The 20227-nt window shown below is 59.3% G+C and carries 16 protein-coding genes; 13 read left to right on the top strand and 3 right to left on the bottom strand.

The annotated features are described in order from the left end of the window. The first annotated feature begins 116 nt into the window (after positions 1 to 116). Positions 117 to 509, top strand: a complete 393-nt coding sequence (locus tag FH08_RS0121225; RefSeq protein ID WP_031360282.1) for a VOC family protein — start codon at positions 117 to 119, stop codon at positions 507 to 509. A 50-nt stretch (positions 510 to 559) separates the two neighbouring features. On the opposite strand, the gene FH08_RS0121220 is transcribed toward FH08_RS0121225, so the two are convergent. Then, positions 560 to 1000: a TIGR02594 family protein gene (locus tag FH08_RS0121220; RefSeq protein WP_031360281.1), complete on the bottom strand. Its 441-nt coding sequence runs from the start codon at positions 998 to 1000 to the stop codon at positions 560 to 562. Positions 1001 to 1034: 34 nt separating this feature from the next. Then, a complete protein-coding gene (locus FH08_RS0121215; RefSeq protein ID WP_031360280.1) occupies positions 1035 to 2489 on the bottom strand; it encodes an MFS transporter in 1455 nt (484 codons plus the stop codon). Between the two features lie 411 nt (positions 2490 to 2900). Here FH08_RS0121215 and FH08_RS0121210 point away from each other — a divergent pair, with 411 nt between their 5' ends. The 5 genes from FH08_RS0121210 to FH08_RS0121190 all read left to right on the top strand — a co-directional run bounded on the left by FH08_RS0121210 (position 2901) and on the right by FH08_RS0121190 (position 6821). Next, positions 2901 to 3428 (top strand): 2,4'-dihydroxyacetophenone dioxygenase family protein, encoded by a 528-nt coding sequence (locus FH08_RS0121210; RefSeq protein WP_031360279.1) that lies wholly within the window; start codon positions 2901 to 2903, stop codon positions 3426 to 3428. Between the two features lie 68 nt (positions 3429 to 3496). Continuing rightward, positions 3497 to 4807 (top strand): MFS transporter, encoded by a 1311-nt coding sequence (locus tag FH08_RS0121205; protein WP_051888404.1) that lies wholly within the window; start codon positions 3497 to 3499, stop codon positions 4805 to 4807. 6 nt (positions 4808 to 4813) lie between these two features. Then, on the top strand, positions 4814 to 5542 hold the full coding sequence (locus FH08_RS0121200) for an SDR family NAD(P)-dependent oxidoreductase (protein ID WP_031360277.1): 729 nt from the start codon (positions 4814 to 4816) through the stop codon (positions 5540 to 5542). 79 nt (positions 5543 to 5621) lie between these two features. Further along, a complete protein-coding gene (locus tag FH08_RS0121195) occupies positions 5622 to 6449 on the top strand; it encodes an IclR family transcriptional regulator (RefSeq protein WP_031360276.1) in 828 nt (275 codons plus the stop codon). A 66-nt stretch (positions 6450 to 6515) separates the two neighbouring features. Further along, the gene (locus tag FH08_RS0121190) at positions 6516 to 6821 is read left to right on the top strand and encodes an NIPSNAP family protein (protein ID WP_031360275.1); all 306 of its coding nucleotides are present in this window, start codon (positions 6516 to 6518) and stop codon (positions 6819 to 6821) included. Between the two features lie 133 nt (positions 6822 to 6954). Here the strand turns inward: FH08_RS0121190 and FH08_RS0121185 are convergent, their stop codons facing one another. Then, complete coding sequence (locus FH08_RS0121185) at positions 6955 to 8091, bottom strand: porin (protein ID WP_031360274.1); 1137 nt, start codon at positions 8089 to 8091, stop codon at positions 6955 to 6957. A 1230-nt stretch (positions 8092 to 9321) separates the two neighbouring features. Between FH08_RS0121185 and FH08_RS0121180 the strand changes: the two genes are divergently transcribed. The 7 genes from FH08_RS0121180 to FH08_RS0121145 all read left to right on the top strand — a co-directional run bounded on the left by FH08_RS0121180 (position 9322) and on the right by FH08_RS0121145 (position 20082). Then, positions 9322 to 9780: a hypothetical protein gene (locus tag FH08_RS0121180; protein WP_051888403.1), complete on the top strand. Its 459-nt coding sequence runs from the start codon at positions 9322 to 9324 to the stop codon at positions 9778 to 9780. 132 nt (positions 9781 to 9912) lie between these two features. Then, a complete protein-coding gene (bamA, locus tag FH08_RS0121175) occupies positions 9913 to 12255 on the top strand; it encodes an outer membrane protein assembly factor BamA (protein WP_081889524.1) in 2343 nt (780 codons plus the stop codon). Positions 12256 to 12330: 75 nt separating this feature from the next. Then, entirely contained in the window at positions 12331 to 14604 is a 2274-nt protein-coding gene (locus FH08_RS0121170; RefSeq protein ID WP_031360271.1) for an LPS-assembly protein LptD, read from the top strand. 171 nt (positions 14605 to 14775) lie between these two features. After that, positions 14776 to 15567: a class I SAM-dependent methyltransferase gene (locus tag FH08_RS0121160; RefSeq protein ID WP_031360270.1), complete on the top strand. Its 792-nt coding sequence runs from the start codon at positions 14776 to 14778 to the stop codon at positions 15565 to 15567. A 107-nt stretch (positions 15568 to 15674) separates the two neighbouring features. Beyond that, positions 15675 to 16382: an ABC transporter ATP-binding protein gene (locus FH08_RS0121155; protein ID WP_031360269.1), complete on the top strand. Its 708-nt coding sequence runs from the start codon at positions 15675 to 15677 to the stop codon at positions 16380 to 16382. An 8-nt stretch (positions 16383 to 16390) separates the two neighbouring features. Beyond that, on the top strand, positions 16391 to 18949 hold the full coding sequence (locus tag FH08_RS0121150) for an FtsX-like permease family protein (protein WP_035566794.1): 2559 nt from the start codon (positions 16391 to 16393) through the stop codon (positions 18947 to 18949). Further along, complete coding sequence (locus FH08_RS0121145) at positions 18949 to 20082, top strand: carotenoid 1,2-hydratase (RefSeq protein WP_035566733.1); 1134 nt, start codon at positions 18949 to 18951, stop codon at positions 20080 to 20082. The genes FH08_RS0121150 and FH08_RS0121145 overlap by 1 nt, the downstream gene beginning before the upstream one ends. Positions 20083 to 20227: the final 145 nt, after the last annotated feature.

Raw genomic sequence — 20227 nt, 5'->3', positions numbered from 1 at the left:
AGCGGCGACCAGGCAAAGCCGCACTCGACGAACTCGTGCTACGGCTTGCCATGGGACAGTGTCGGCGAGATCATGATCGCTCATCCGCTTGTCACCCACCGTTAAGGAACGGCCAGATGTTTTCACACATCCATGTAGGTGTCACCGACTTTTCCCGTGCTTTCCGTTTCTACTCGCCGATCATGGAAGCGCTGGGGCTGCCATTGAAATTCCGCGACGACGACAAATCCTGGGCCGGCTGGGTTGCGGCCGATGCGCCGCGCCCATTGTTCCTGATCGGACCGCCATTCGATGGCAACACTGCCAGCGCCGGCAACGGACAGATGACTGCCTTTCTTGCCCACGACCGCGATACCGTCGATCGCTGCCACGCCATCGCCCTCGCGAACGGAGGTATCTGCGATGGGCCGCCTGGCTTGCGGACGCACTATCACCCGCATTACTACGGTGCGTACTTTCGTGACCCGGACGGAAACAAGATCTGCGTTTGCTGCCACGATCCCGCGTGAGCACGATGTTGATCCGCGCACGTTTTGCAAGGCAGATCGTGCGGAAAATCTCAGACAGACTCTGGCCACCGATAGCCCAGCACCGACGCTAGCGGATAGTCAAGCTCGCGTACTTCGCCAAGCTGATTGCCGCCGAAGAGGTAAATGGTGTCGGCGTCGTGGCGAAGATAAAAGCTGACGTGCCCCTTCCAGCTAGCGGGATCGTCACGGGACAAGACAACGACGCACCCATAAACAGGGCTGTCGAGGGCCCGGCCCCACTCAAGCCAGGAACGCGCAAGCGCGGACCCCGTGCCACGCTGACCTGTCTTCGCAAGACACCAGTTCAAAAACGACGAGCACCACGAGATTTTGTCGTCATAGCCCGCCAGATTCGTGTGCGCGTTGTATTCGACAATACGCGGATTACTCTCTCCCGGCCCGAAGCGCCGGACCCCACGCTCAGCGAATGCGAGGGACAACCATGCGGGTTCATCTATTGGCTCACTCATACCTTCGACCATTCTCAACGGGCCCATTCACGTTCTAATTGCTTCTCTGTGACACATTCTGCCTCATCGATCCACCGCCTACACTCTGCCCGGCGTCGCGAGCAACCTTGAAGTAGCCCCATACGGAGAGCAGCGTCAGTAAGCCGGCGAACAGGAACGCAAGCCGGAAATCGTCGAGGGTGAAATGCATGCCTTGCACACTAGCGGTCTCACCGTTAAGTAGCGCGGCGGCCCGCAAAGCCACTGCGCCGAATGCAATGCCTAGTCCTATGGTCATCTGTGCAGCCGCACTCCATAACGTGCTCGCGGCGCTCATTTGCGGGGCCCCCACGTCGGCGTAAGCGAGGGTTGCCAGCAAGGAAAACTGCATGGACCGCGCCACGCCATAGACGAATACCACGATCAGGACACAAGCAAGCGGCGACAACGGCGTAAGGAGGCCGCATATGATCGTAAATATGCCCGCTGTCGCTACGGCGACAATCGAGACATACCTGAAGCCGAAACGCCGCAGAATCCGCGTGGTCAGCGCTTTCATGCCGAGGTTGCCAAGCGCACTGGCAAGCAGCAACAGGCCCGACTTGAAAGCAGAAAGACCAAAACCGATCTGGAACAGCAACGGCATTAAATACGGCACGGCGCCAATGCCGATACGCGTCAGCGAACCAGTGAGGACGGTTACTGAATAAGTCGGAATCTTCAGCGTCGAAAAATCGATCAGCGGATGCGGATGACCCGCCGCGTAGCGAACCGCGGCGAAGCCAATCACGAGGCCGGCCAGGACTACTGCCCCTGCGACCCATGCATTGCTGTCGGGCTGGCTGGCAAGTTCCGCACCGTAAAGAATGGCGGTCAGGGCGGCGCCGCTAAGCGCGAGGCCCACCATATCCAGCGGCTTGCGCTCGGCGCCGCGCAAGTTCGGAACAAGCATGGCGACCGCTACCAGCGCACAGATTCCGAACGGAACATTCAAGAGGAAAATCCAGCGCCATGACGCGTACGTGGTGATGAAACCGCCAACGGGTGGGCCGACCACTGGTGCGGCAATGGCAGGCCATGTGATGGTGGAGATAGCCTGCATGAGACGGCTTTTCTCCGTACTGCGGACTACAATCAGCCGCCCGACCGGCACCATCATCGCGCCTCCGGCGCCTTGCAGTAAACGCGCCGCGGTAAACTCGGCAACCGAGTTCGACAAGCCGCATAACACCGAAGCAATCACGAACACGACGATCGCGCTAAAGAACACCGTCCGTGAACCGACTCGATCCGCGACCCAACCGCTTACCGGAATAAAGATCGCCAGTGCGAGCATATAGGCGGTCATTCCTATGCTTAGCGCGTTCGGGCCGACACCGAACGAACGGGCCATCTGCGGCAACGCTGTCGCGATGACGGTGGTATCCAGATACTCCATGAAGAACGTTCCCGCGACTATGTAAGGCAGCCAGCGAGCGGCAGAGGATGTTGGCAACGAACTGCTGCTCATGAAGAATTCCAGGTTGAGCGGCGACGTCGCTTTGAGCAACGCGCGATAGTTGAGAGTGACGTTATTGCAGCTTCATAGATCCAGCAACTACGCATAGCCTTTCCCAAGCGCCTGCCGCATTTGCTTAGTGCCAGATATGCGGTTGTATGCGTCCTAACCCAGCTGGCATTATCGCGTAACACTTAGCGCTATGTAATGGGCCATGCGCCGCGATCCGCTAGCCGGCATCGAGTCAAATTCAGCCTTTCAATGTGGAAAGCTTAACGGCAGAGCGTCTCTGCAGCGTCGTGCGCACCAGAAAATTCATGACGCGCCGCACGATCACCGCGCCTTGACAGAGACGGTCCGCATGAAGAATAGTGTGTCCATAAAACGATAAAACTATCCACAATATGGACAAGGAGCTAGCTCATGGCAAGTGCTAATCCCGCGGCGGATGCAATGACGCCGTATCAGCTTCCATTCCCAAAAGAAGCAGCTAAGGAGATTGTGGTCGAATCGGCGATCCCCAAAGACGAGCGCCTTTGGGTCCCTCAAGCCGAGAACGTCTGGTTCCGCCCGCTGTGCCTGAATGTCTCGACCGGGTACTGGATGAATCTGCTGCGCGTGCGCAAATCCGGCGTGCTAAGCCGGCACCGGCATCCGCAAGCGGTGCACGGCATGGTCCTCAAGGGACGCTGGCGTTATCTGGAACACGATTGGGAAGCGACGGAGGGCAGCTATGTTTTCGAGCCGCCGGGCGAAACGCACACGCTCTATGTGCCTGAAGACGTGGAGGAAATGATCACCTACTTCCAGGTCAACGGCGTGATGTTCTATTGCGATCCGTATGGCAATTACACCGGCTACGAAGACGTTTTCACCAAGGTCGACATGTGCCGCAAGCATTTTTCTTCGGTAGGCCTGGGAGAAGATTTCGTCGACCAGTTCATCCGTTAAGCGGGAGCAACACCTGACACCCGAAGCACCTTCCACGCAGACTCTCAACGAGCACCGGAGGAGACACCATGTTGCAGAAATCACCGCGCCTCAAGCGCATTCAGGTGGTTGCGATCACGTTCCTGACACTCGCCGGAATCGTGAATTATCTCGACCGGAGCACGCTTTCCATAGCGAATCATTCGGTTAGCCAGGAGCTTGGGCTGTCCGCATCGCAGATGGGCTTGCTGCTGTCCGCCTTCTCATTCGCCTATGCGTTTTCGCAGTTACCCATCGGCATTTTGCTTGATCGTTTCGGCGCGCGCGTGATGCTCGGCCTAGGCATGTTCTTGTGGTCAGCCGCGCAATTGTGCGGTGGCCTTGTGACGAGCCTGTCGCAGTTCCTGGTCGCGCGGGTCGCGCTGGGTCTCGGCGAAGCCCCGAATTTCCCCGCCGGTGCAAAGGTGGTCAGCGAATGGTTCGGCGTGCACGAACGCGGCCGGCCGACAGGTATCTTCATCACTTCATCCACTATTGGACCCGCTCTTGCACCGCCCGTGCTTACCGTACTCTTGCTGGCCTTCGGCTGGCGCACGATGTTCATCGTCATGGGCGTGCTCGGCATCGCGGTGTCGATTGGCTGGTACCTCGTTTATCGTGATCGCCGCAACATCTCCCTGGACTCTCAAGAAGTTGCGTACCTGACCGAAGGCGAACCGGAGCAACGCGCCGAACGCCGCATGACCATGCATGAATGGCGCGGGTTATTCCGCAAATCGACCACATGGGGCATGATCTTCGGCAACATGGGCGTGATCTACATGGTATGGCTTTATCTCACCTGGCTACCGGCGTACCTCGAGCATGAACGCCACCTGACAATCGCGCATACCGGCTGGCTCGTGTCGATTCCCTACCTCTTCGGCACGCTTGGAATGCTGTCCAGCGGATTCATCGCCGATGGCCTCATGGCGCGCGGCATGGCGCCCATCAGAAGCCGTAAGTGGCCAATCTGCGTCGGCTTGCTGGGCGCTGCGCTTTTCACGGTACCGGCGGCGTTCACCCCGAACCTGACGCTTGCGATGATCTATCTTTCTGCCGCCATGTATTTCGTGAACATGGCAAGCGGCGCGTGCTGGGCGCTGGCGACCGTCGCAGCGCCTCGTCATATGGTGGCCTCGCTCGGCAGCATTCAAAACTTCGGCGGATATTTCGGCGGTTCGTTTGCTCCATTCATCACGGGCATCGTCGTGGATAAAACGCACTCCTTCGTCAACGCGTTCCTGATAAGCGCAGCCATCGCATTCGCCGCAGCGCTGGTTTATATATTCGTAGTGCGGACGAAAATAGAGGATAGCGAGACCGTTGTTTCAACCGTTCCCCTGTCCGACCTTCGCTGACCGGCCATGACTTTCCAGACTGATCTTTTCGCAGGTAAAACCGCCGTTGTGACCGGCGGCACACAGGGCATTGGCGCCGGCATCGCTCAATGCTTCGCCGCGCTCGGCGCGCGTGTCCTCGCTGCGGGCATCGCGCCGACCGATGCCCAACGCGAGGCGCTAGGCTTCGCCATCGAAGTCGTCGAACTCGACGTCAGCAATGCCGCGAGCGTAGCGTCGCTCATAGCGCGGGCCGACTCCATTGATATGCTCGTCAATTGCGCGGGCATGATCCGGCGCGGCGACGAACTGGCTATCGACGTATTCGAGCGCGTGATCGCAGTCAATCTCAGCGGGACAATGCGTGTCTGTGCTGCGGCTCGCGAGCGATTGAAGGCTAGCAAGGGATCGATTGTCAACACGGCGTCGATGCTGAGCTTTTTCGGCGGGGGCCTTGTACCCGCTTACAGCGCCAGCAAGGGCGGCGTAGTGCAATTGACCAAGTCGCTGGCCATTGCTTATGCCGCCGACAACATTCGCGTCAATGCGGTCGCGCCCGGCTGGATTGCTACGCCGCTTACACAGGCGCTACAGGATAGCGACGATCGTTCGCAGGCAATCCTCGATCGCACGCCAATGAAACGATGGGGCCAGCCCAACGACGTCGCGCAAGTGGTGGCGTTCCTTTGCTCGCCGGCAGCGGCTTTCATGACGGGGGCAGTAGTCCCCGTCGATGGGGGATATTTGGTTGCGTAGAGCGCTCTATTTTAATCTTCGCGCCTCAATCACTACTTTTCAAAACCACCGGCACACCGCCAAGTTCCTTGGGGACGCCATGCCAAAACCACTTAAGCCCGCGGTCGGCCGCTCCAAAGCGCCGCCTCTGACAAACGATGCCAAGCCGACCGGCACCGCCGCGTTCTCGAAGTTCCTGGTGGTACTTCAGTGCATCGCCGACGCACCGGCGCCCCCCGGCATCGCCCAGCTTACGGCCGCGTCCAACTATCCAAGACCAACGGTTTACCGCATCGTCGGTGCTTTGATCGCTGAAGGCCTGGTGGTCGAAACACCACGCGGCGGCAGTTATTCGCTTGGGCCCCGTTTGTTATCGCTAGCAAGCCGGAGCTGGGAACGCTCCGACCTGCGCGTGGCCGCCAGCGAAGCACTCCAGACCTTGCGCGACCTGACCCAGGAAACCGTTCACCTGGCAGTGCGCAGCGGCTCAGAAATGGTGTACATCGAGAAGCTCGAAAGTCCGCACGCCGTGCGCATGGCATCGCGAATAGGCACACGTGTCACGCTGTATTCAAGTTCCGTCGGCAAAGCCTATCTGTCTTTGCTCAAGCGCCCGGATCGCGACGCGCTGCTCGCCGCCCTGCACTTCGAGCGCTTTACGCCGAATACGATCATTGAACGCACCGCACTCAATGTCGAGCTCGATGCGACCCAGGCCCGCGGTTATGCGGAAGATCGAGAAGAAAACGAGGAGCAGATTTTTTGCTACGGCAGCGCGATCCTGGGAGCAAATGGCGAGCCGATCGCATGCATCAGTGTCAGCATTCCCCTCTATAGGAAAAGCGCGACGCCGCTGGAAACCTACATTGCGCCGTTGAAGGACGCTTGCCGCGCGATCGCCGGAGGGGTCGGCCCTGGATCGCGCTAGGGAAAAGATTCGTGTCGACTGACACGATATTATTCGATCGAACCTCTCTCCCTAAACGGACACATCATGATCACCTGCTACCTTCGCTATATTATCGACCCGTCGAAACTTAAGGAATTTGAAGCCTACGGAAAGCTGTGGATTCCCTTGGTCGAGAAATTCGGTGGCCAACATCACGGCTATTTCCTGCCGTCGGAAGGCGCGAACAATGTTGCACTGGCGCTGTTCTCGTTTCCGAACCTGTCAACGTATGAGGGCTACCGTCAGCAATCGCAGCTTGACCCGGAATGCCAGGCAGCATTCAAATATGCGGAAGAAACGCGGTGTATTGTCAGCTACGAGCGCAGCTTCTTTCGTCCCGTCTTCAGTTAACCGCGGACTGAAAATAAAAAGAGCCGGGAAGACTTCCCCGGCTTATCAGAGTTTCCCGCTAAGCGTACCGCGCAAGGTAGCGACCCTCATACGCGTCGCGTCAAGGGCCGCGTTCATTCGCTTAGCAGTTCACTTAGAAGCGGGTACGCAAGCCAATGGTTGCAGCGACCTGGCTATTCGTCGACGAGGCAGTCAACCCGTTGATATCGGCGGTCAAGCCCGAATCACCCGTACCGTTCACGTGCTGATACACGCCTTGCAGATAGACGTCCGTGCGCTTGGACAGCGCGTACGCCGTCTGCAGGGTGACCTGGTTGTATTTCGGGCTTACCCCGTCCAGGCTTGCGTTGGTGAAGGTGTAGGCACCCGACAGCGTCCATGCAGGCGTGAAGTTGTAGCGGCCATTCACTTCATAGTTGGTGAAGCGTGCGCTGCCGCCCGCCAGGGTGATGCCGCTTGTCGTACCGGAGGCCGACGCACCAATACCCGTCAAATTGTTCAACTGGGTCTGCGAGAACACGAAGCCGACATTTGCTGCGCCGAACGCGTAGTTGACGCCTCCGCCGTAGGTGCGTTGACGCCCCGCTGCGAATGTCGCATCGGCAGTTACCGCGCCCGACGAGTTCAAAGTTGAGCCCGCGCTGTTGAGCTGCATGTAGCTGGCCGCTGCGGTCAAAGGACCATAGTTATATGACGCGCCAATGCTGTATGCACGGTTGTCAGAGAACCCGCCTGCGTCGTTGGAGAAGCCATACAGGCCGCCGAACTTGAAGCCGCCGTAGTTGACGCTCTGGTACTTGACCGAGTTGTTGACGCGAAACGAGTTGTCGAGGTTGTCGTTGTCGAACGGGTGAGCAGCCTGTGTGCCGCCAAACTGCGTGCCCGTCAACGCGAGCGGTCCGACATAGTCGACCATCGAGTCGTACTGGCGGCCAAGAGTGATGGCGCCTGCCTGGTCACTCGACAAACCGACGAACGCCTGACGTCCGAACTCCAGGCCGTTCTGGCCTAGCTTGCCGCTGTCGATATTAAAACCATTTTCCAACGTGAAGATGGCCTTGAGACCACCGCCCAGGTCTTCGGAGCCACGCAGGCCCCAACGGCTGCCGTTGACCTGGCCGCTGGTTGCCTGGACGTTTTTGCTGCCGCCCTGGTTGTTTGTGTAGGTGATGCCCGCGTCGATCAGGCCATAGAGGGTCACGCTGTTCTGAGCGTGTGCCGCTCCGGCGAAGGTGCCGAAGACACCGAGAGCAAGAAGGGATTTCTTCATTTCAAATTCTCCGAAAATACGATTGAGCAACGCTGTCTGCTTGGCCCACTGCCAGGGCTTGCAAACACCGCGATCTCGTCAGATAAACGTGCATCGCTGCGCGTACTGATCGACGTCGCCGTGCGTCGATCAGACCGGCACCATTAAACAGCAGCGCTTTGTGCGGGCTGTTGGAAGCGGACAACAAGCATCGTTACCAAGCGTTGCATGAGGCCGAAACCGTAACGCAATGGTTTGCGTCCAACAGGGGCGCCGGAGTGGATGCTGTAAACCGGCCAAGCGTTCTCTGGAAAGGCGTGTGCGGGTGCCACTGTGCAATGGCCCGCGAGACGCAGGGCATGATCAATAGGCCGACGCGTACTCTACGGTCATGAAGTGGAACATTCTGGAACAATTTGGTGACGCATAAAACGCGGCCAGGCGGCGCTATATGCAAGGGAAGAAAACGTCATCGCTGCGTTGATCTGCGCTGACGTTCGTAGCGTGCAACAGCATAGTCGTTCTAAAGTTAAACCGACATGAAACATAAGCAACGGATCGTCCTGAAGACGTTGGGCCCATCGCTTGAGTAGCTGAGTTAAATTGAGCCGAGCTGCTCTAATTCCTCACCAAGCATTTCACTGTATATCCAGGCACGCACTCTGTATCCGTCATGAGCACCTCTCTTAAGCTCCTTTCTCTTGTGAGAAAGAGCCGCTTGAGAATGCGGCAAACTTGATCGGAGGCTTTCGCCACAAGCCTGAACGGCCAGCCAACGTATCGCGCCCTTCCATGCATTCCCGCCGATCAGCCGATGTACCCCCTATTTCCGGTGAGAAACGCGGTAATGAAGCCGTAACGCACCTCGTCATATAGCGAGCTACTTTAATGACTCGTCTAGCGACTTTGCACGCGAGGGTAGTAACCATGATGAAACACATTCTTTCCGCACAAGTTCTTGCAGCGGTTCTGCGAGCTAGTTCAACGCCGTTGTTTTCGGAAATTCTCGTTGCCATGTCAGCGGACCGGAAACGCGCCGCTTTCTTCAGTGATGGCGCCACCAGCGCTGCCTCCTTGCGGCGAAGCACCGCCCGCTAACGCCGGAGAATCTCCAACGTTTGCTTGAAGATAAGGAACCGGGTTCCTACTTGTTTTCGAATCCTCCCGTAACGGAACCGCAAGGTAGCCAGCCTGTCACAAGGCCGCTGCCCGCCCATTCAAACCTTACACAATAAATAAGGATTACAAAATATGCCATTGGTGAAAGAAAAGATCGATCTCCAGCGCAGCCCGGTCCGGTCGGAAGGGATCGAAAGGAACGACCTGCCAGAGTCGCTGCGGGTTGCTTCCATCGAGCGCATTGAGCTGGAACCCGACGGCCAACATATGGTGGTGCATAGCGACCGGTCAACCCTGACGTTCCATTACTCGGTATTTCGCGAACTGCTCGCTGTACTGCCAGCCGCGATCATGCAGTCCGAGCGAATGCTTCAGCGAACGCCGCACGTCAACTTTGCGATGGGCTGCGAAGGATGGGAGCTTGGCGCGATCGACAACGGCAAAAGCCTGGTCCTTACATTCCGGCTGCAAGGCGGTGCCGACGTTTCCTTTTGTCTTCCCCGGGAGCAGATCCCTCCCATGGTCGACGCACTTATATCGGCAGCACGACTGGTTCAGATCCCGGCCCACGCAAGCGGTCCCTTGCAATAACCGGCTAGCGCAGCGCAGTTCCTGAGCGGCCGGAATACGCAAGTCCAGGCCAGGCACGGCACCGATCACGTCCGATACGACGCGGATACCAGGGCAACACATTCGGGCCGATATGCTCGTCAATCACATCAAATGAAATTCAACTTCCGAACCTTCCGAACCCTAAGCACGTTACGCACGTTACGCACCGCTCACTCAGCCGTTGCCATCGCATTGAACGTGTTCCTGGCTCCTTCCGTTTATGCGGCGACCAGCAGCTTTGTCATCAAGGACATACAGATCGACGGCCTGAAGCGTATTGAGCCCAGCTCGGTCTTCGCCTATGTCCCGCTCAAGCGAGGCGACGTCTTCTCGGACGACAAAGCGTCGGAAACCATTCGTGCCCTCTATGCAACCGGCTTCTTCGACGACGTTCAGGTCGAGACGCAAGGTAACGTGGTCGTGGTGAAAGTACAGGAACGTGCGGCCGTCTCGTCAATCGACTTTGCCGGTATTCACGAGTTCGACAAAGACAATCTCACCAAAGCGCTGCATTCAGTCGGCCTGTCGCAAGGCAGCACTTACGACAAAGCCCTGGTCAGTAAAGCCGAACAGGAACTGAAACGCCAATACCTGACGCGCGGTTATTACGCCGCCGAGGTGACCACTACGGTCACGCCGATCGACCGCAACCGGGTATCCATTCTGTTCTCGGTGGCGGAAGGTCCCAGCGCGAAAATTCGCCAGATCAACTTCATGGGCAATCAGATTGCCAGCTCGTCGACGCTGCTCGACGAAATGCAGTTGTCGACCCCTAACTGGTTCTCCTGGTACACGAAGAACGACCTCTACGGGAAGGACAAGCTAACGGGGGATCTGGAAAAGGTGCGCTCGTATTACCTGGACCGCGGATATCTGGAGTTCAACATCGACTCCACGCAAGTATCAATCTCGCCCGACAAGAAGGACATGTACCTGACCATCACTATTCACGAGGGCGAGCCGTACACCATTTCGAGTATCCGGCTTGGCGGCAACCTGCTCGATCGCAACGCCGAACTGCAAAAGCTGATGTCGATCCGCGCGGGCGAGCGTTTCTCGGCCGCGAAATTACAAGCCACCACCCAGGGACTGGTCGACAAGCTCGGGGAGTATGGCTACGCGTTCGCGCAGGTCAATGCCCAGCCGGAGATTGACCAGGTCCATCATACGGTCGCATTGACGTTGCAGGTCGATCCAGGGCGCCGCGTGTACGTACGCCGCGTGAACATTGAAGGCAACACCCGGACGCGCGACGAAGTGATACGTCGTGAAATGCGTCAGATTGAAAGCTCATGGTTCGACAGCAGCCGCCTGAAGCTCTCGAAGGAGCGGATTGATCGGCTGGGCTACTTTACGAACACCGACGTCACCACGGTGCCGGTTCCGGGCACTACCGACGAGGTCGACGTAAACGTGAAAGTGGAAGAGAAACCAACGGGCGCGATCACACTAGGCGCCGGCTATGACTCAAGCGACAAGGTCGTGCTGTCTGCCGGAGTGTCGCAGGACAACGTGTTCGGCTCAGGGACCACACTGGCTCTCAACGTCAATACAGCGCAGACCTACCGGACCTTGTCGTTAACGCAAACCGATCCCTACTTTACGATCGACGGAATCAAGCGCATTACCGACATGTATTACAGGACCACGTACCCGCTTTACAATTTCAGCGACACGAGCTTTCGAATTACATCGATCGGTGCTGATATGAAGTTTGGCATACCGTTTTCCGAATCGGACGTAGTTTATTTTGGCGCCGGTTTCGAGCAGGACCGGTTCAACACGGACTCGTCGACGCCGCAAAGCTACCTGGACTACGTAGCCGAGTTCGGTCGCGTGGTGAACAACGTTCCGGTGACGGTGGGCTGGTCGCACGACGCACGCGATAGCGCGCTCATACCAAGCAAAGGCTATTTTCTCCAGGCCAACGGAGAGTTGGGAACACCAGCGGGAAATACCCAGTACTACAAATCAGATGTTCAGGCTCAATACTATTACACGCCCGCCCGAGGTTTCATTTTCGGCATGAATTTCCAGGCTGGCTATGGCCACGGCATAAGCGGCGATGCTTATCCGATCTTCAAGAACTACTATGGCGGCGGTATTGGCTCGGTGCGGGGGTACGAGTCCGGTTCGCTCGGACCACGCGACGCCACGACCAACGACCCGATCGGCGGCTCGAAGATGATCGTCGGCAATATAGAAATGACCTTCCCGCTGCCCGGCACGGGGTACGACCGGACTCTGCGCGTGTTTACCTTTGTCGATGGCGGCAACGTCTGGGGTGACGAGGGCAACAGTGTGGGGGCCAATGGCCTGCGCTACAGCTATGGTGCGGGACTTGAATGGATCTCCCCGATCGGGCCGCTCAAGCTGGACTTCGGTTTGCCGATCGTGCGGCACGCCGGAGACCAATACCAGAAGTTCCAGTTCCAGATTGGCACGTCGTTCTAACCCGTGCGGTCAGCAGAAACACCCATCGGGGTCACGCCACGCATGCGTCACGTCGCCGTCGCGGCGGCGATCGTCATGTCCCTCGCACCTTCGCCGGCGCGCGCGCAACTAAGCGGCGCCGCAGCACAGGTGGAATCGATCGACCCACCCTGGGGTCTTCGATTCGCACCTGAGGTGACGGAGCATCCAGTGCCGGCAAACACGTCCCCGGCCGTATTCGGCATCGGCGATTCAGCAGACGGCGACGAGGACCGCGACATGTCGCTCAAGGGCCATGGAGAGCTTCGGCGCGACGCTACCATTGTCAGAGGCGACGCCGTTCACTACGACATCGACCGTAATGTGGTCGATGCGTACGGCCATGTTCGCGTAGTCGACAACTACGACGTCTTTGTCGGCCCCGAAGCGCATTTGCAGGTCGAGGCCAACGAGGGCACCATGACCACGCCGACCTATCACTTCAATCTGCCGGGCGGCTCGGGGAGCGCCGACAGTATCGACCTGATCGATAACGAGCGTTCAGTCGTGCATCACGGCACCTATACCGCGTGCCAGTGCGAAACCGACCCTGCCTGGTACCTCAAGGCGGCAAGTTTCGACATGGACCAGGGGTCGAACGAAGGCATTGCCCACAATGGCGTGCTGTTCTTTCAGGGCGTGCCCATCTTCGCGAGTCCGTGGTTGTCGTTCCCCTTGTCCAGCGCTCGCCAGAGCGGCTTTCTGCCGCCAACGTTCTCGCTGAGTTCGACGAATGGATTCGACCTCACCGTCCCGTACTATTTCAACATCGCGCCGAACTACGACTTGACGGTGACGCCGCGCTACATGTCCAAACGCGGCGCGATGCTGACAACGAATTACCGCTATTTGTCGCCGACGTATTCGGGCTCGGTGACTATTGCCTATCTGCCCGACGACGCGCTCACCAAGACCAACCGGTATTCGATCAACATCCAGCACAACCAGAACTTTGGCGGCGGCCTGGCTGCGTACGTTAACTATTCGCAAGTGTCGGACGTCAACGTCACGACGGACCTGAATTCGAATACCGCATCGTTAGTCAATGGGCAGGACATCTTCCAGCAGGAAGCGGGCGTGACTTACAACAACGGGCCGTGGTCAGTGCTGGCGCGGGTGCAGCGCTGGCAATCATTCAGCACCGCGCCGCCCTACAATCGTGCGCCGGAAGTGGACGTTAAATACAATCAGTACAACATGGGCGGATTTGATTTCGGCGCCGAAGCCGACGCCACGCGCTTCACCATTTCCACGGCCGACTCCACGGAGGGCAGCCGCTTCACGTTCAATCCGTACGTCAGCTATCCGCTGTCCGGTCCGGGATGGTTCATCACGCCAAAGGTTCAGTGGCACTACGTGGCCTACGACCTGTCTACGATCGGAAGCACCGCGCCAACGGGACAGCCGAAGAGCTTTTCATTCAATGTGCCCACACTCAGCCTGGACTCGGGGCTTGTATTCGAACGCAGCATTCGCCTGTTCGGAACGGACTATATCCAGACGCTGGAACCGCGGCTTTATTACGTTTACACGCCTTACCGCAACCAGACGTTCGCACCTGTCTTCGACACAGGCGAGGAGGACTTTGGACTCGCCCAGATCTTCACCGACAACACCTTCGTTGGCGGCGACAGGGTAGCAGACCTGAACCGTGTCACGGCCGCCTTGACGACCCGGTTCATCAATCAGGCGACAGGAGATGAGCGGGCTCGCTTCGTGGTGGCCCAACAATACTATTTCACCAATCCGCAAGTGACGCTGGATTCGGGCGCGTCTGTGACGGATATTCGCGGCAGCGACGTCATCGTTGGGGCATCGCTCAAGATAGGCCCGGGTCTTACGACCGAGCAAGCGGTCCAGTACGACGAGCAGCACGACCAGTTGGACCAGGGTACCTCCGGCTTCACCTGGAAACCGGGAGATCGCGAAGTGCTTAGTCTTGCTTACCGCTATACCCGCGCCGATGAAGACCTGGACAACGAGGCGGAAAACCAGATCGTGGCGTCCGGTCAATGGCCGCTGAGCCGCAAGCTCTATGCTGTCGGACAGGCCAATTACGACATGGTCGCTCATCGTCTGGTGGCAGGATTGCTTGGCGTTCAGTACGACGCTGATTGCTGGTCGCTCAGCCTCGCGGTGCAAAAATATACGAACGTGTCCACCACCACGACCGCGGCCAGCAGCGCCACTCGTGTCCTGTTGCAGCTTCAGCTTAAGGGGCTCACGAAGATCGACAACGGGCTGTCCGAGCAATTTAAAGCGAGCATTCCGGGCTATACGCCGTTGCCTTCGCCGCCTGAACCTGAGTCGCGGTTCTCGAATTACGAATGACAACGGGCCGTGGTCCGCTTGTCAATGCGCGTCGGCGATGATTCCAATGCTGTGAAGGGTTTAAAATTGCTGCCGGCGTGCGTGGCAAAGCTCGGCGCGATTGCTTATCCTTTCGCGACATCGCCTTAAAAACGCTTCGAACGAGATGAATCCAGCAAGCAGGAGCACTTGATGAACAAGGCATTACATGGCGTGCACCACGCCGCAGCAGACGGCTACGCGACAACAGAAACAGCAGACACGTACGTGCGCGGCCGGCCCGACTATCCGCCCGAGATCGCGGCCTGGTTGCGTGATCAGCTCGGGCTTCGCGCCGGAACGAGCGTCGTGGATCTCGGCGCGGGCACCGGAAAATTCACACCGCGCCTGATCAGCACGGGCGCAAAGGTGATCGCAGTCGAACCCGTCGCCGCCATGCTTGGCAAGCTGTCCGCGGCGCTTCCGCAAGTGGAGACTTACGCTGGCACGGCCGATTCGATCCCGCTTCCTGACGCATCGGTTGATGCCGTGGTGTGCGCGCAATCATTCCACTGGTTCTCAACCCGCGCCGCGCTTGCGGACATACTCCGGGTCTTGAAACCGGGCGGTAAGCTCGGCCTGATCTGGAATCTGCGGGATGCCAATGTACCGTGGGTCGCCCGGCTCGACGCGATCGTAAATCGGGTGGAAAGCGATACGCCGCGTTATTACACAGGCGCGTGGCGAGCCGCGTTCCCGTTCGACGGTTTCGGCCCGCTCAATGAACACCATTTCAGCGTCGGGCACACCGGGTCGCCGGAAGACGTGATCCTGAACCGGGTGCGCTCCACCAGCTTTGTTGCGGCGCTGGGCGTCGACGAGCGCGAGAAGATCGATAGCGAGGTCAAGGCGCTGATCGCGAGTGAACCGCTGCTCGCGGGTAAGGACGTCGTCACGGTTCCTTACGAGACGGCGGCGTTTTACGTCGAGAAGCTCGCACGCTAGAAGACGGTCAGTGGTCCGTCGTGGCGGTGCCCCGCACGCGTACGGCGCTTCTCTGTCACAGTGGAGGACTGCAAGCCAGTCCACACCTCACTGACGACCCGATCTTCATGACTCTTCGCAACAATGGCGTTCCGCCCGCACTCGAATGTCGCGGTTTGAGCAAGGCGTACGGCGCAGGCCGCGTGTTACTGGCAAACCTCGACTTTTCGCTTGATCCCGGGGAGTTCGTCGCGATCATGGGCGATTCGGGTGTGGGCAAGTCGACGCTCTTGAACCTGATCGCGGGCCTCGATCAGGCCGACAGCGGCGAAGTGCTGATCGACGGTACAGTAATTTCGAGTCTCGACGATAACGCCGCCACTCGCCTTCGGCGGCAAAAGCTCGGCTTCGTCTTCCAGGCATTTCACGTGCTGCCGCATCTCACGCTGGTTCAAAATGTCGCGCTGCCGCTATTGCTCAACGACACGCCACCGGCCCGCGCGCTCGACTTGCTGGAAGCCGTTGGGCTGGGTGGCCGTGGCGACGATTTCCCACGGCAGCTATCGGGCGGGGAGTTGCAGCGTGTAGCGATCGCTCGCGCGCTTGTGCATCGGCCCACATTGATCCTGGCTGACGAACCAACCGGCAACCTGGATCCCGAGACCGCGCACGAGGTGCTCTCGTTGTTCCGTGCGGAGATCAAGGCGAACGGCGCCGCAGCAATCATGGTCACGCACTCCATGGCGGCAGCGGCCAGCGCGGACCGGATACTCATCCTGAGCGAGCATGGGTTGCATGCCGGGAACCCGACGCGGTCAGCTGGTGAAAGTCTGTGAGCGAGCGCGTGACACAACCCTCGCAGCGTATTGCAGGCGGCCGGCTACTCGCGCGCTGGCTGCTCGGCGCGGAATGGCGTAGTCATCCGGCTCGGGCGATTGTGGCCATCGCAACCATTGCGCTGGGCGTCGCGCTCGGATATGCCGTGCAGCTCATCAACAGTGCGGCATTCAACGAATTTTCCGCCGCCGCCAAGAGTCTTTCCGGCGAGGCCGACTTGCAGGTCCGCGGCGCACAGCCCACCTTCGATGAACACTGGTATCCGCGTCTCGCTACAACACCCGGCGTAGCACTAGCCAGTCCCGTGCTGGATCTGGACGTGACCGTGCCCGGCCAGACCGCTGCGTTGAAAGTGCTTGGCATAGACGTCTTCAGGGCGAGCCGCATCACGCCGGAACTGATCGGCGTGCCGTCTGCTCAGCGTCCGCTCGATAGCCTCTCCGATGACGCCATCTTCCTCTCACCCGCTGCGCAACAGTGGCTTCACGCGGCGCCCGGCGACCACGTTGCGCTGCTTAGCGGTACGTCCATTGTCCGTTTTCGAGTGGCCGGCGGGTTGGTCAGGACGCGGCCTGGACAACGCGTCGCGGTGATGGATATCGCCGCCGCGCAGTGGCGTTTCGGATTTGAAGGAAAACTCTCGCGCGTCGATTTGCAACTGCAGCGCGGCGTCGATCGGGAACACTTCAAACGCGAGTTGCAAGAGCGGCTTGGCAATCAACTGGTCGTCGCCGAAACACGCGACGATGAAAGCCGTACCGACCGTCTCTCGCGCGCTTATCGCATCAACATGAACGTGCTCGCGCTGGTAGCGCTTTTCACCGGCGCTTTCCTGGTGTTTTCGACGCAAGCGCTGGCAGTCGTCCGACGTCGCGCGCAGTTCGCGATGCTTCGCGTATTGGGCTATACGCGCGACCAGCTTCTACGGCAGATTTTGATGGAAGGGGCGCTCCTCGGTGTAGCCGGTTCCATGCTCGGCCTCGCACTGGGTTACGCGCTGTCGAGCATCGCGCTGCGTTTCTTCGGCAGCGACCTCGGCGGCGGCTACTTCCCGGGCGTGCAGCCTCATGTCAGTTTCGAGCCTCTTGCAAGCGCCATATTTCTCGCGTTGGGTATCGGCGTGTCCGTGCTCGGCAGTCTCGTCCCTGCGCTCGAAGCGGCGCGCGCACGGCCGGCGGCGGCGCTCAAAGCGGGCAGCGAAGAAGGCGCGCTGGCGCGGCTGTCGTCGCCCTGGCCAGCAGTGATTTGCCTCGCGCTCGCAGGAATACTGGCGCTCCTGCCGCCGTTATTCGATGTCCCTATCCTCGGTTATCTAGCCGTTGCATTGCTTCTAGTCGGCGGTATCGCGTTGATGCCGCGATGCACGGCGATTGTGTTCACCGGCCTGAGCCGATGGCATGCCAAACGCCGTATGCGCGCCGTCACGACGCTGGCGCTCGCCCGCCTCGCCAATGCACCCGGGCAGGCATCGATCGCCATGGGCGGCGTTCTGTCGAGTTTTGCGCTGATTGTCGCGATGGCGATCATGGTTGCGAGTTTCCGTGTATCCGTCGATGAATGGCTGAGCCACCTCCTGTCGGCGGACTTGTATGTTCGAGTCGCGGCCAATGGCAACACCGCGAGCCTGAGCCCCGGCCAACAAATGGCAATTGCCGCAACGCCCGGCATCAGGCATGCCGCGTTCAATCGCACGTCGCATCTCACGCTTGACCCTGCCCGTCCCGCGGTGACGCTGCTCGCGCGTGACATCGATGCAACCGATCCGGGCGCAGCCATGCAGATGACCGGCCCTGTACTTCCAGCGTCCGCCCTACGGGACGGCGAGACGCCGATATGGGTCTCGGAAGCGATGGTCGACCTGTATCGATACAGGCTGGGGCAAAGGCTCAAGTTGTCTATTGGCACACAGGGCGGGACGTTTGTCGTAGCCGGCGTGTGGCGCGATTACGCGCGGCAAACGGGGGCGATTCAGTTGCGGCTGGCAGACTATCGTCGCCTCACGGGCGACGCAGGCGCCACCGACGCCGCCATCACTGTGGACCGAAGCGCAAGCGTGGAAGGCGTCATAGCTCGCCTGCGCAAACTGCCCTTCGGCGCCGCGATGGAGTTCGCCGAACCCGGCGACATCCGCGCGCGCACGCTGACCATTTTCGACCGTAGCTTCGCGGTGACCTACCTGCTGGAAGCGGTGGCCATTGTGATCGGGCTGTTCGGTGTGGCCGCAACGTTCTCGGCGCAGACACTCGCTCGGGCGCGCGAGTTCGGCATGTTGCGGCACGTCGGCGTGACGCGTCGTCAGGTGCTCGCGATCCTCGCGGCGGAGGCGGGCATGCTGACTGCGCTTGGTATTGCGGTGGGATCAATCCTTGGGTGGGCGATCAGCCTGATCCTGGTGTTTGTGGTTAATCCACAGTCGTTCCACTGGAGCATGTCGATGCATATTCCATGGCATGTATTGAGCACGGTGGCCCTTGTCATGCTGATCTCGTCATGTGCAACAGCCGTGGTTGCAGGACGCAAGGCGGTTTCTCTCGATGCCGTGCGAGCGGTCAAGGAGGACTGGTGATGCGTCGCCTTCCAAGCTCTTTAAATCAGGCGTGGCGATGGGTCGTAATGGCCTGCGCTTGCTGCATAGCAAGCACACCCTCCATAGCCGTGGAGTTCGCCACGGTCAGGCCGGATCATCCGCTGATTTTCCCGCAAGACACAGGCGCACATCCGGCCTTTCGCACCGAGTGGTGGTATGCAACGGGTTGGCTCAATCAACCGGATGGCAAGCCGCTCGGTTTCCAGATCACGTTCTTTCGCTCGGCGACCGGGCACGATCCCGCGGACCCGGGTGCGTTCGCGCCGTCGCAGTTAATCATTGCTCATGCGGCGCTTGGCGATCCTTCATTGGGACGACTTGTGCACGATCAGAAGATCGCGCGTCAGGGCTTCGATCTAGCTTATGCGAAGACCGATAACACCGACGTCAAGCTCGACGCCTGGCATCTCGTGCGTGCCGCCGATGGTCATTACATCGTCACAGTAAATGCCGCGGATTTCACGCTGAACCTGTCGCTTACGCCGACTCAGGCACCGCTGCTGCAAGGCGACAACGGTTACTCGAGAAAAGGTCCGCTCGCCACGCAAGCGAGCTACTACTACAGCGAACCGCAACTGCGTGTGAGCGGCAAGGTCACGCGCGCGTCCAACGCTTCTAACGCGAACGGCAAGGGCGGCCTGAGCGCGGCAGTCACCGGCTCGGCGTGGCTGGATCACGAATGGTCAAGCACGGTGCTTAGCAGCGATGCCACGGGATGGGACTGGCTAGGCGCCAATTTGTCGGACGGATCGGCGCTGATGGCTTTCAAGGTGCGAGGACAAAACGGCGGGACCGTCTGGTCACACGCAGCGCTTCGCGATGCAAACGGGCATGTGAGCGCATTCGATGGGGACCAGGTCGACTTCACGCCGCGCAGGACCTGGCGCTCGCCGCGCACCGGCACGTCTTATCCGGTATCGGAGACGGTCAGGACCGGCGCGCTTACGTGGCAGCTCGATCCATTGATGGACGATCAGGAGCTCGACTCCAGCCAGTCGACTGGTGCAGTGTATTGGGAGGGAGCGGTATTGGTGAGTCGTGACGGTAAAACGCTAGGCCACGCTTTTCTGGAACTAACGGGATATGGGAAGGCGTTGAAGCTTGAGCGATAACCACGCCTATTTCATGGCGCAGTGTCATTCAAAACAATGTGACAAGGGCATGACGCCACCCAGATTTAACAGTTGCGAAATCATGCTGGCACGCCTGCCGTCTTGCCATACCCGCGCAAGCGCCAACGCGTGCCAGCCGTCGCCA

Origin of the sequence: Caballeronia sordidicola (genome assembly GCF_000729995.1) — a bacterium.
Taxonomy (GTDB): domain Bacteria; phylum Pseudomonadota; class Gammaproteobacteria; order Burkholderiales; family Burkholderiaceae; genus Caballeronia; species Caballeronia sordidicola_A.
The sequence above is the reverse complement of the archived record's forward strand: the minus strand, read 5'-3'. Positions and strand labels throughout refer to the sequence as shown.

What these genes read in the sequence shown, in the direction of transcription:
- FH08_RS0121195 (WP_031360276.1), top strand. Translation starts at nt 5,622, where the DNA reads ATGCCAAAACCACTTAAGCCCGCGGTCGGCCGCTCCAAAGCGCCGCCT.
- FH08_RS0121215 (WP_031360280.1), bottom strand. Translation starts at nt 2,489, where the DNA reads ATGAGCAGCAGTTCGTTGCCAACATCCTCTGCCGCTCGCTGGCTGCCT.
- FH08_RS0121155 (WP_031360269.1), top strand. Translation starts at nt 15,675, where the DNA reads ATGACTCTTCGCAACAATGGCGTTCCGCCCGCACTCGAATGTCGCGGT.
- FH08_RS0121190 (WP_031360275.1), top strand. Translation starts at nt 6,516, where the DNA reads ATGATCACCTGCTACCTTCGCTATATTATCGACCCGTCGAAACTTAAG.
- FH08_RS0121145 (WP_035566733.1), top strand. Translation starts at nt 18,949, where the DNA reads ATGCGTCGCCTTCCAAGCTCTTTAAATCAGGCGTGGCGATGGGTCGTA.
- FH08_RS0121210 (WP_031360279.1), top strand. Translation starts at nt 2,901, where the DNA reads ATGGCAAGTGCTAATCCCGCGGCGGATGCAATGACGCCGTATCAGCTT.
- FH08_RS0121180 (WP_051888403.1), top strand. Translation starts at nt 9,322, where the DNA reads ATGCCATTGGTGAAAGAAAAGATCGATCTCCAGCGCAGCCCGGTCCGG.
- FH08_RS0121225 (WP_031360282.1), top strand. Translation starts at nt 117, where the DNA reads ATGTTTTCACACATCCATGTAGGTGTCACCGACTTTTCCCGTGCTTTC.
- FH08_RS0121200 (WP_031360277.1), top strand. Translation starts at nt 4,814, where the DNA reads ATGACTTTCCAGACTGATCTTTTCGCAGGTAAAACCGCCGTTGTGACC.
- FH08_RS0121185 (WP_031360274.1), bottom strand. Translation starts at nt 8,091, where the DNA reads ATGAAGAAATCCCTTCTTGCTCTCGGTGTCTTCGGCACCTTCGCCGGA.
- FH08_RS0121205 (WP_051888404.1), top strand. Translation starts at nt 3,497, where the DNA reads ATGTTGCAGAAATCACCGCGCCTCAAGCGCATTCAGGTGGTTGCGATC.
- FH08_RS0121160 (WP_031360270.1), top strand. Translation starts at nt 14,776, where the DNA reads ATGAACAAGGCATTACATGGCGTGCACCACGCCGCAGCAGACGGCTAC.
- bamA (WP_081889524.1), top strand. Translation starts at nt 9,913, where the DNA reads ATGAAATTCAACTTCCGAACCTTCCGAACCCTAAGCACGTTACGCACG.
- FH08_RS0121220 (WP_031360281.1), bottom strand. Translation starts at nt 1,000, where the DNA reads ATGAGTGAGCCAATAGATGAACCCGCATGGTTGTCCCTCGCATTCGCT.
- FH08_RS0121170 (WP_031360271.1), top strand. Translation starts at nt 12,331, where the DNA reads ATGTCCCTCGCACCTTCGCCGGCGCGCGCGCAACTAAGCGGCGCCGCA.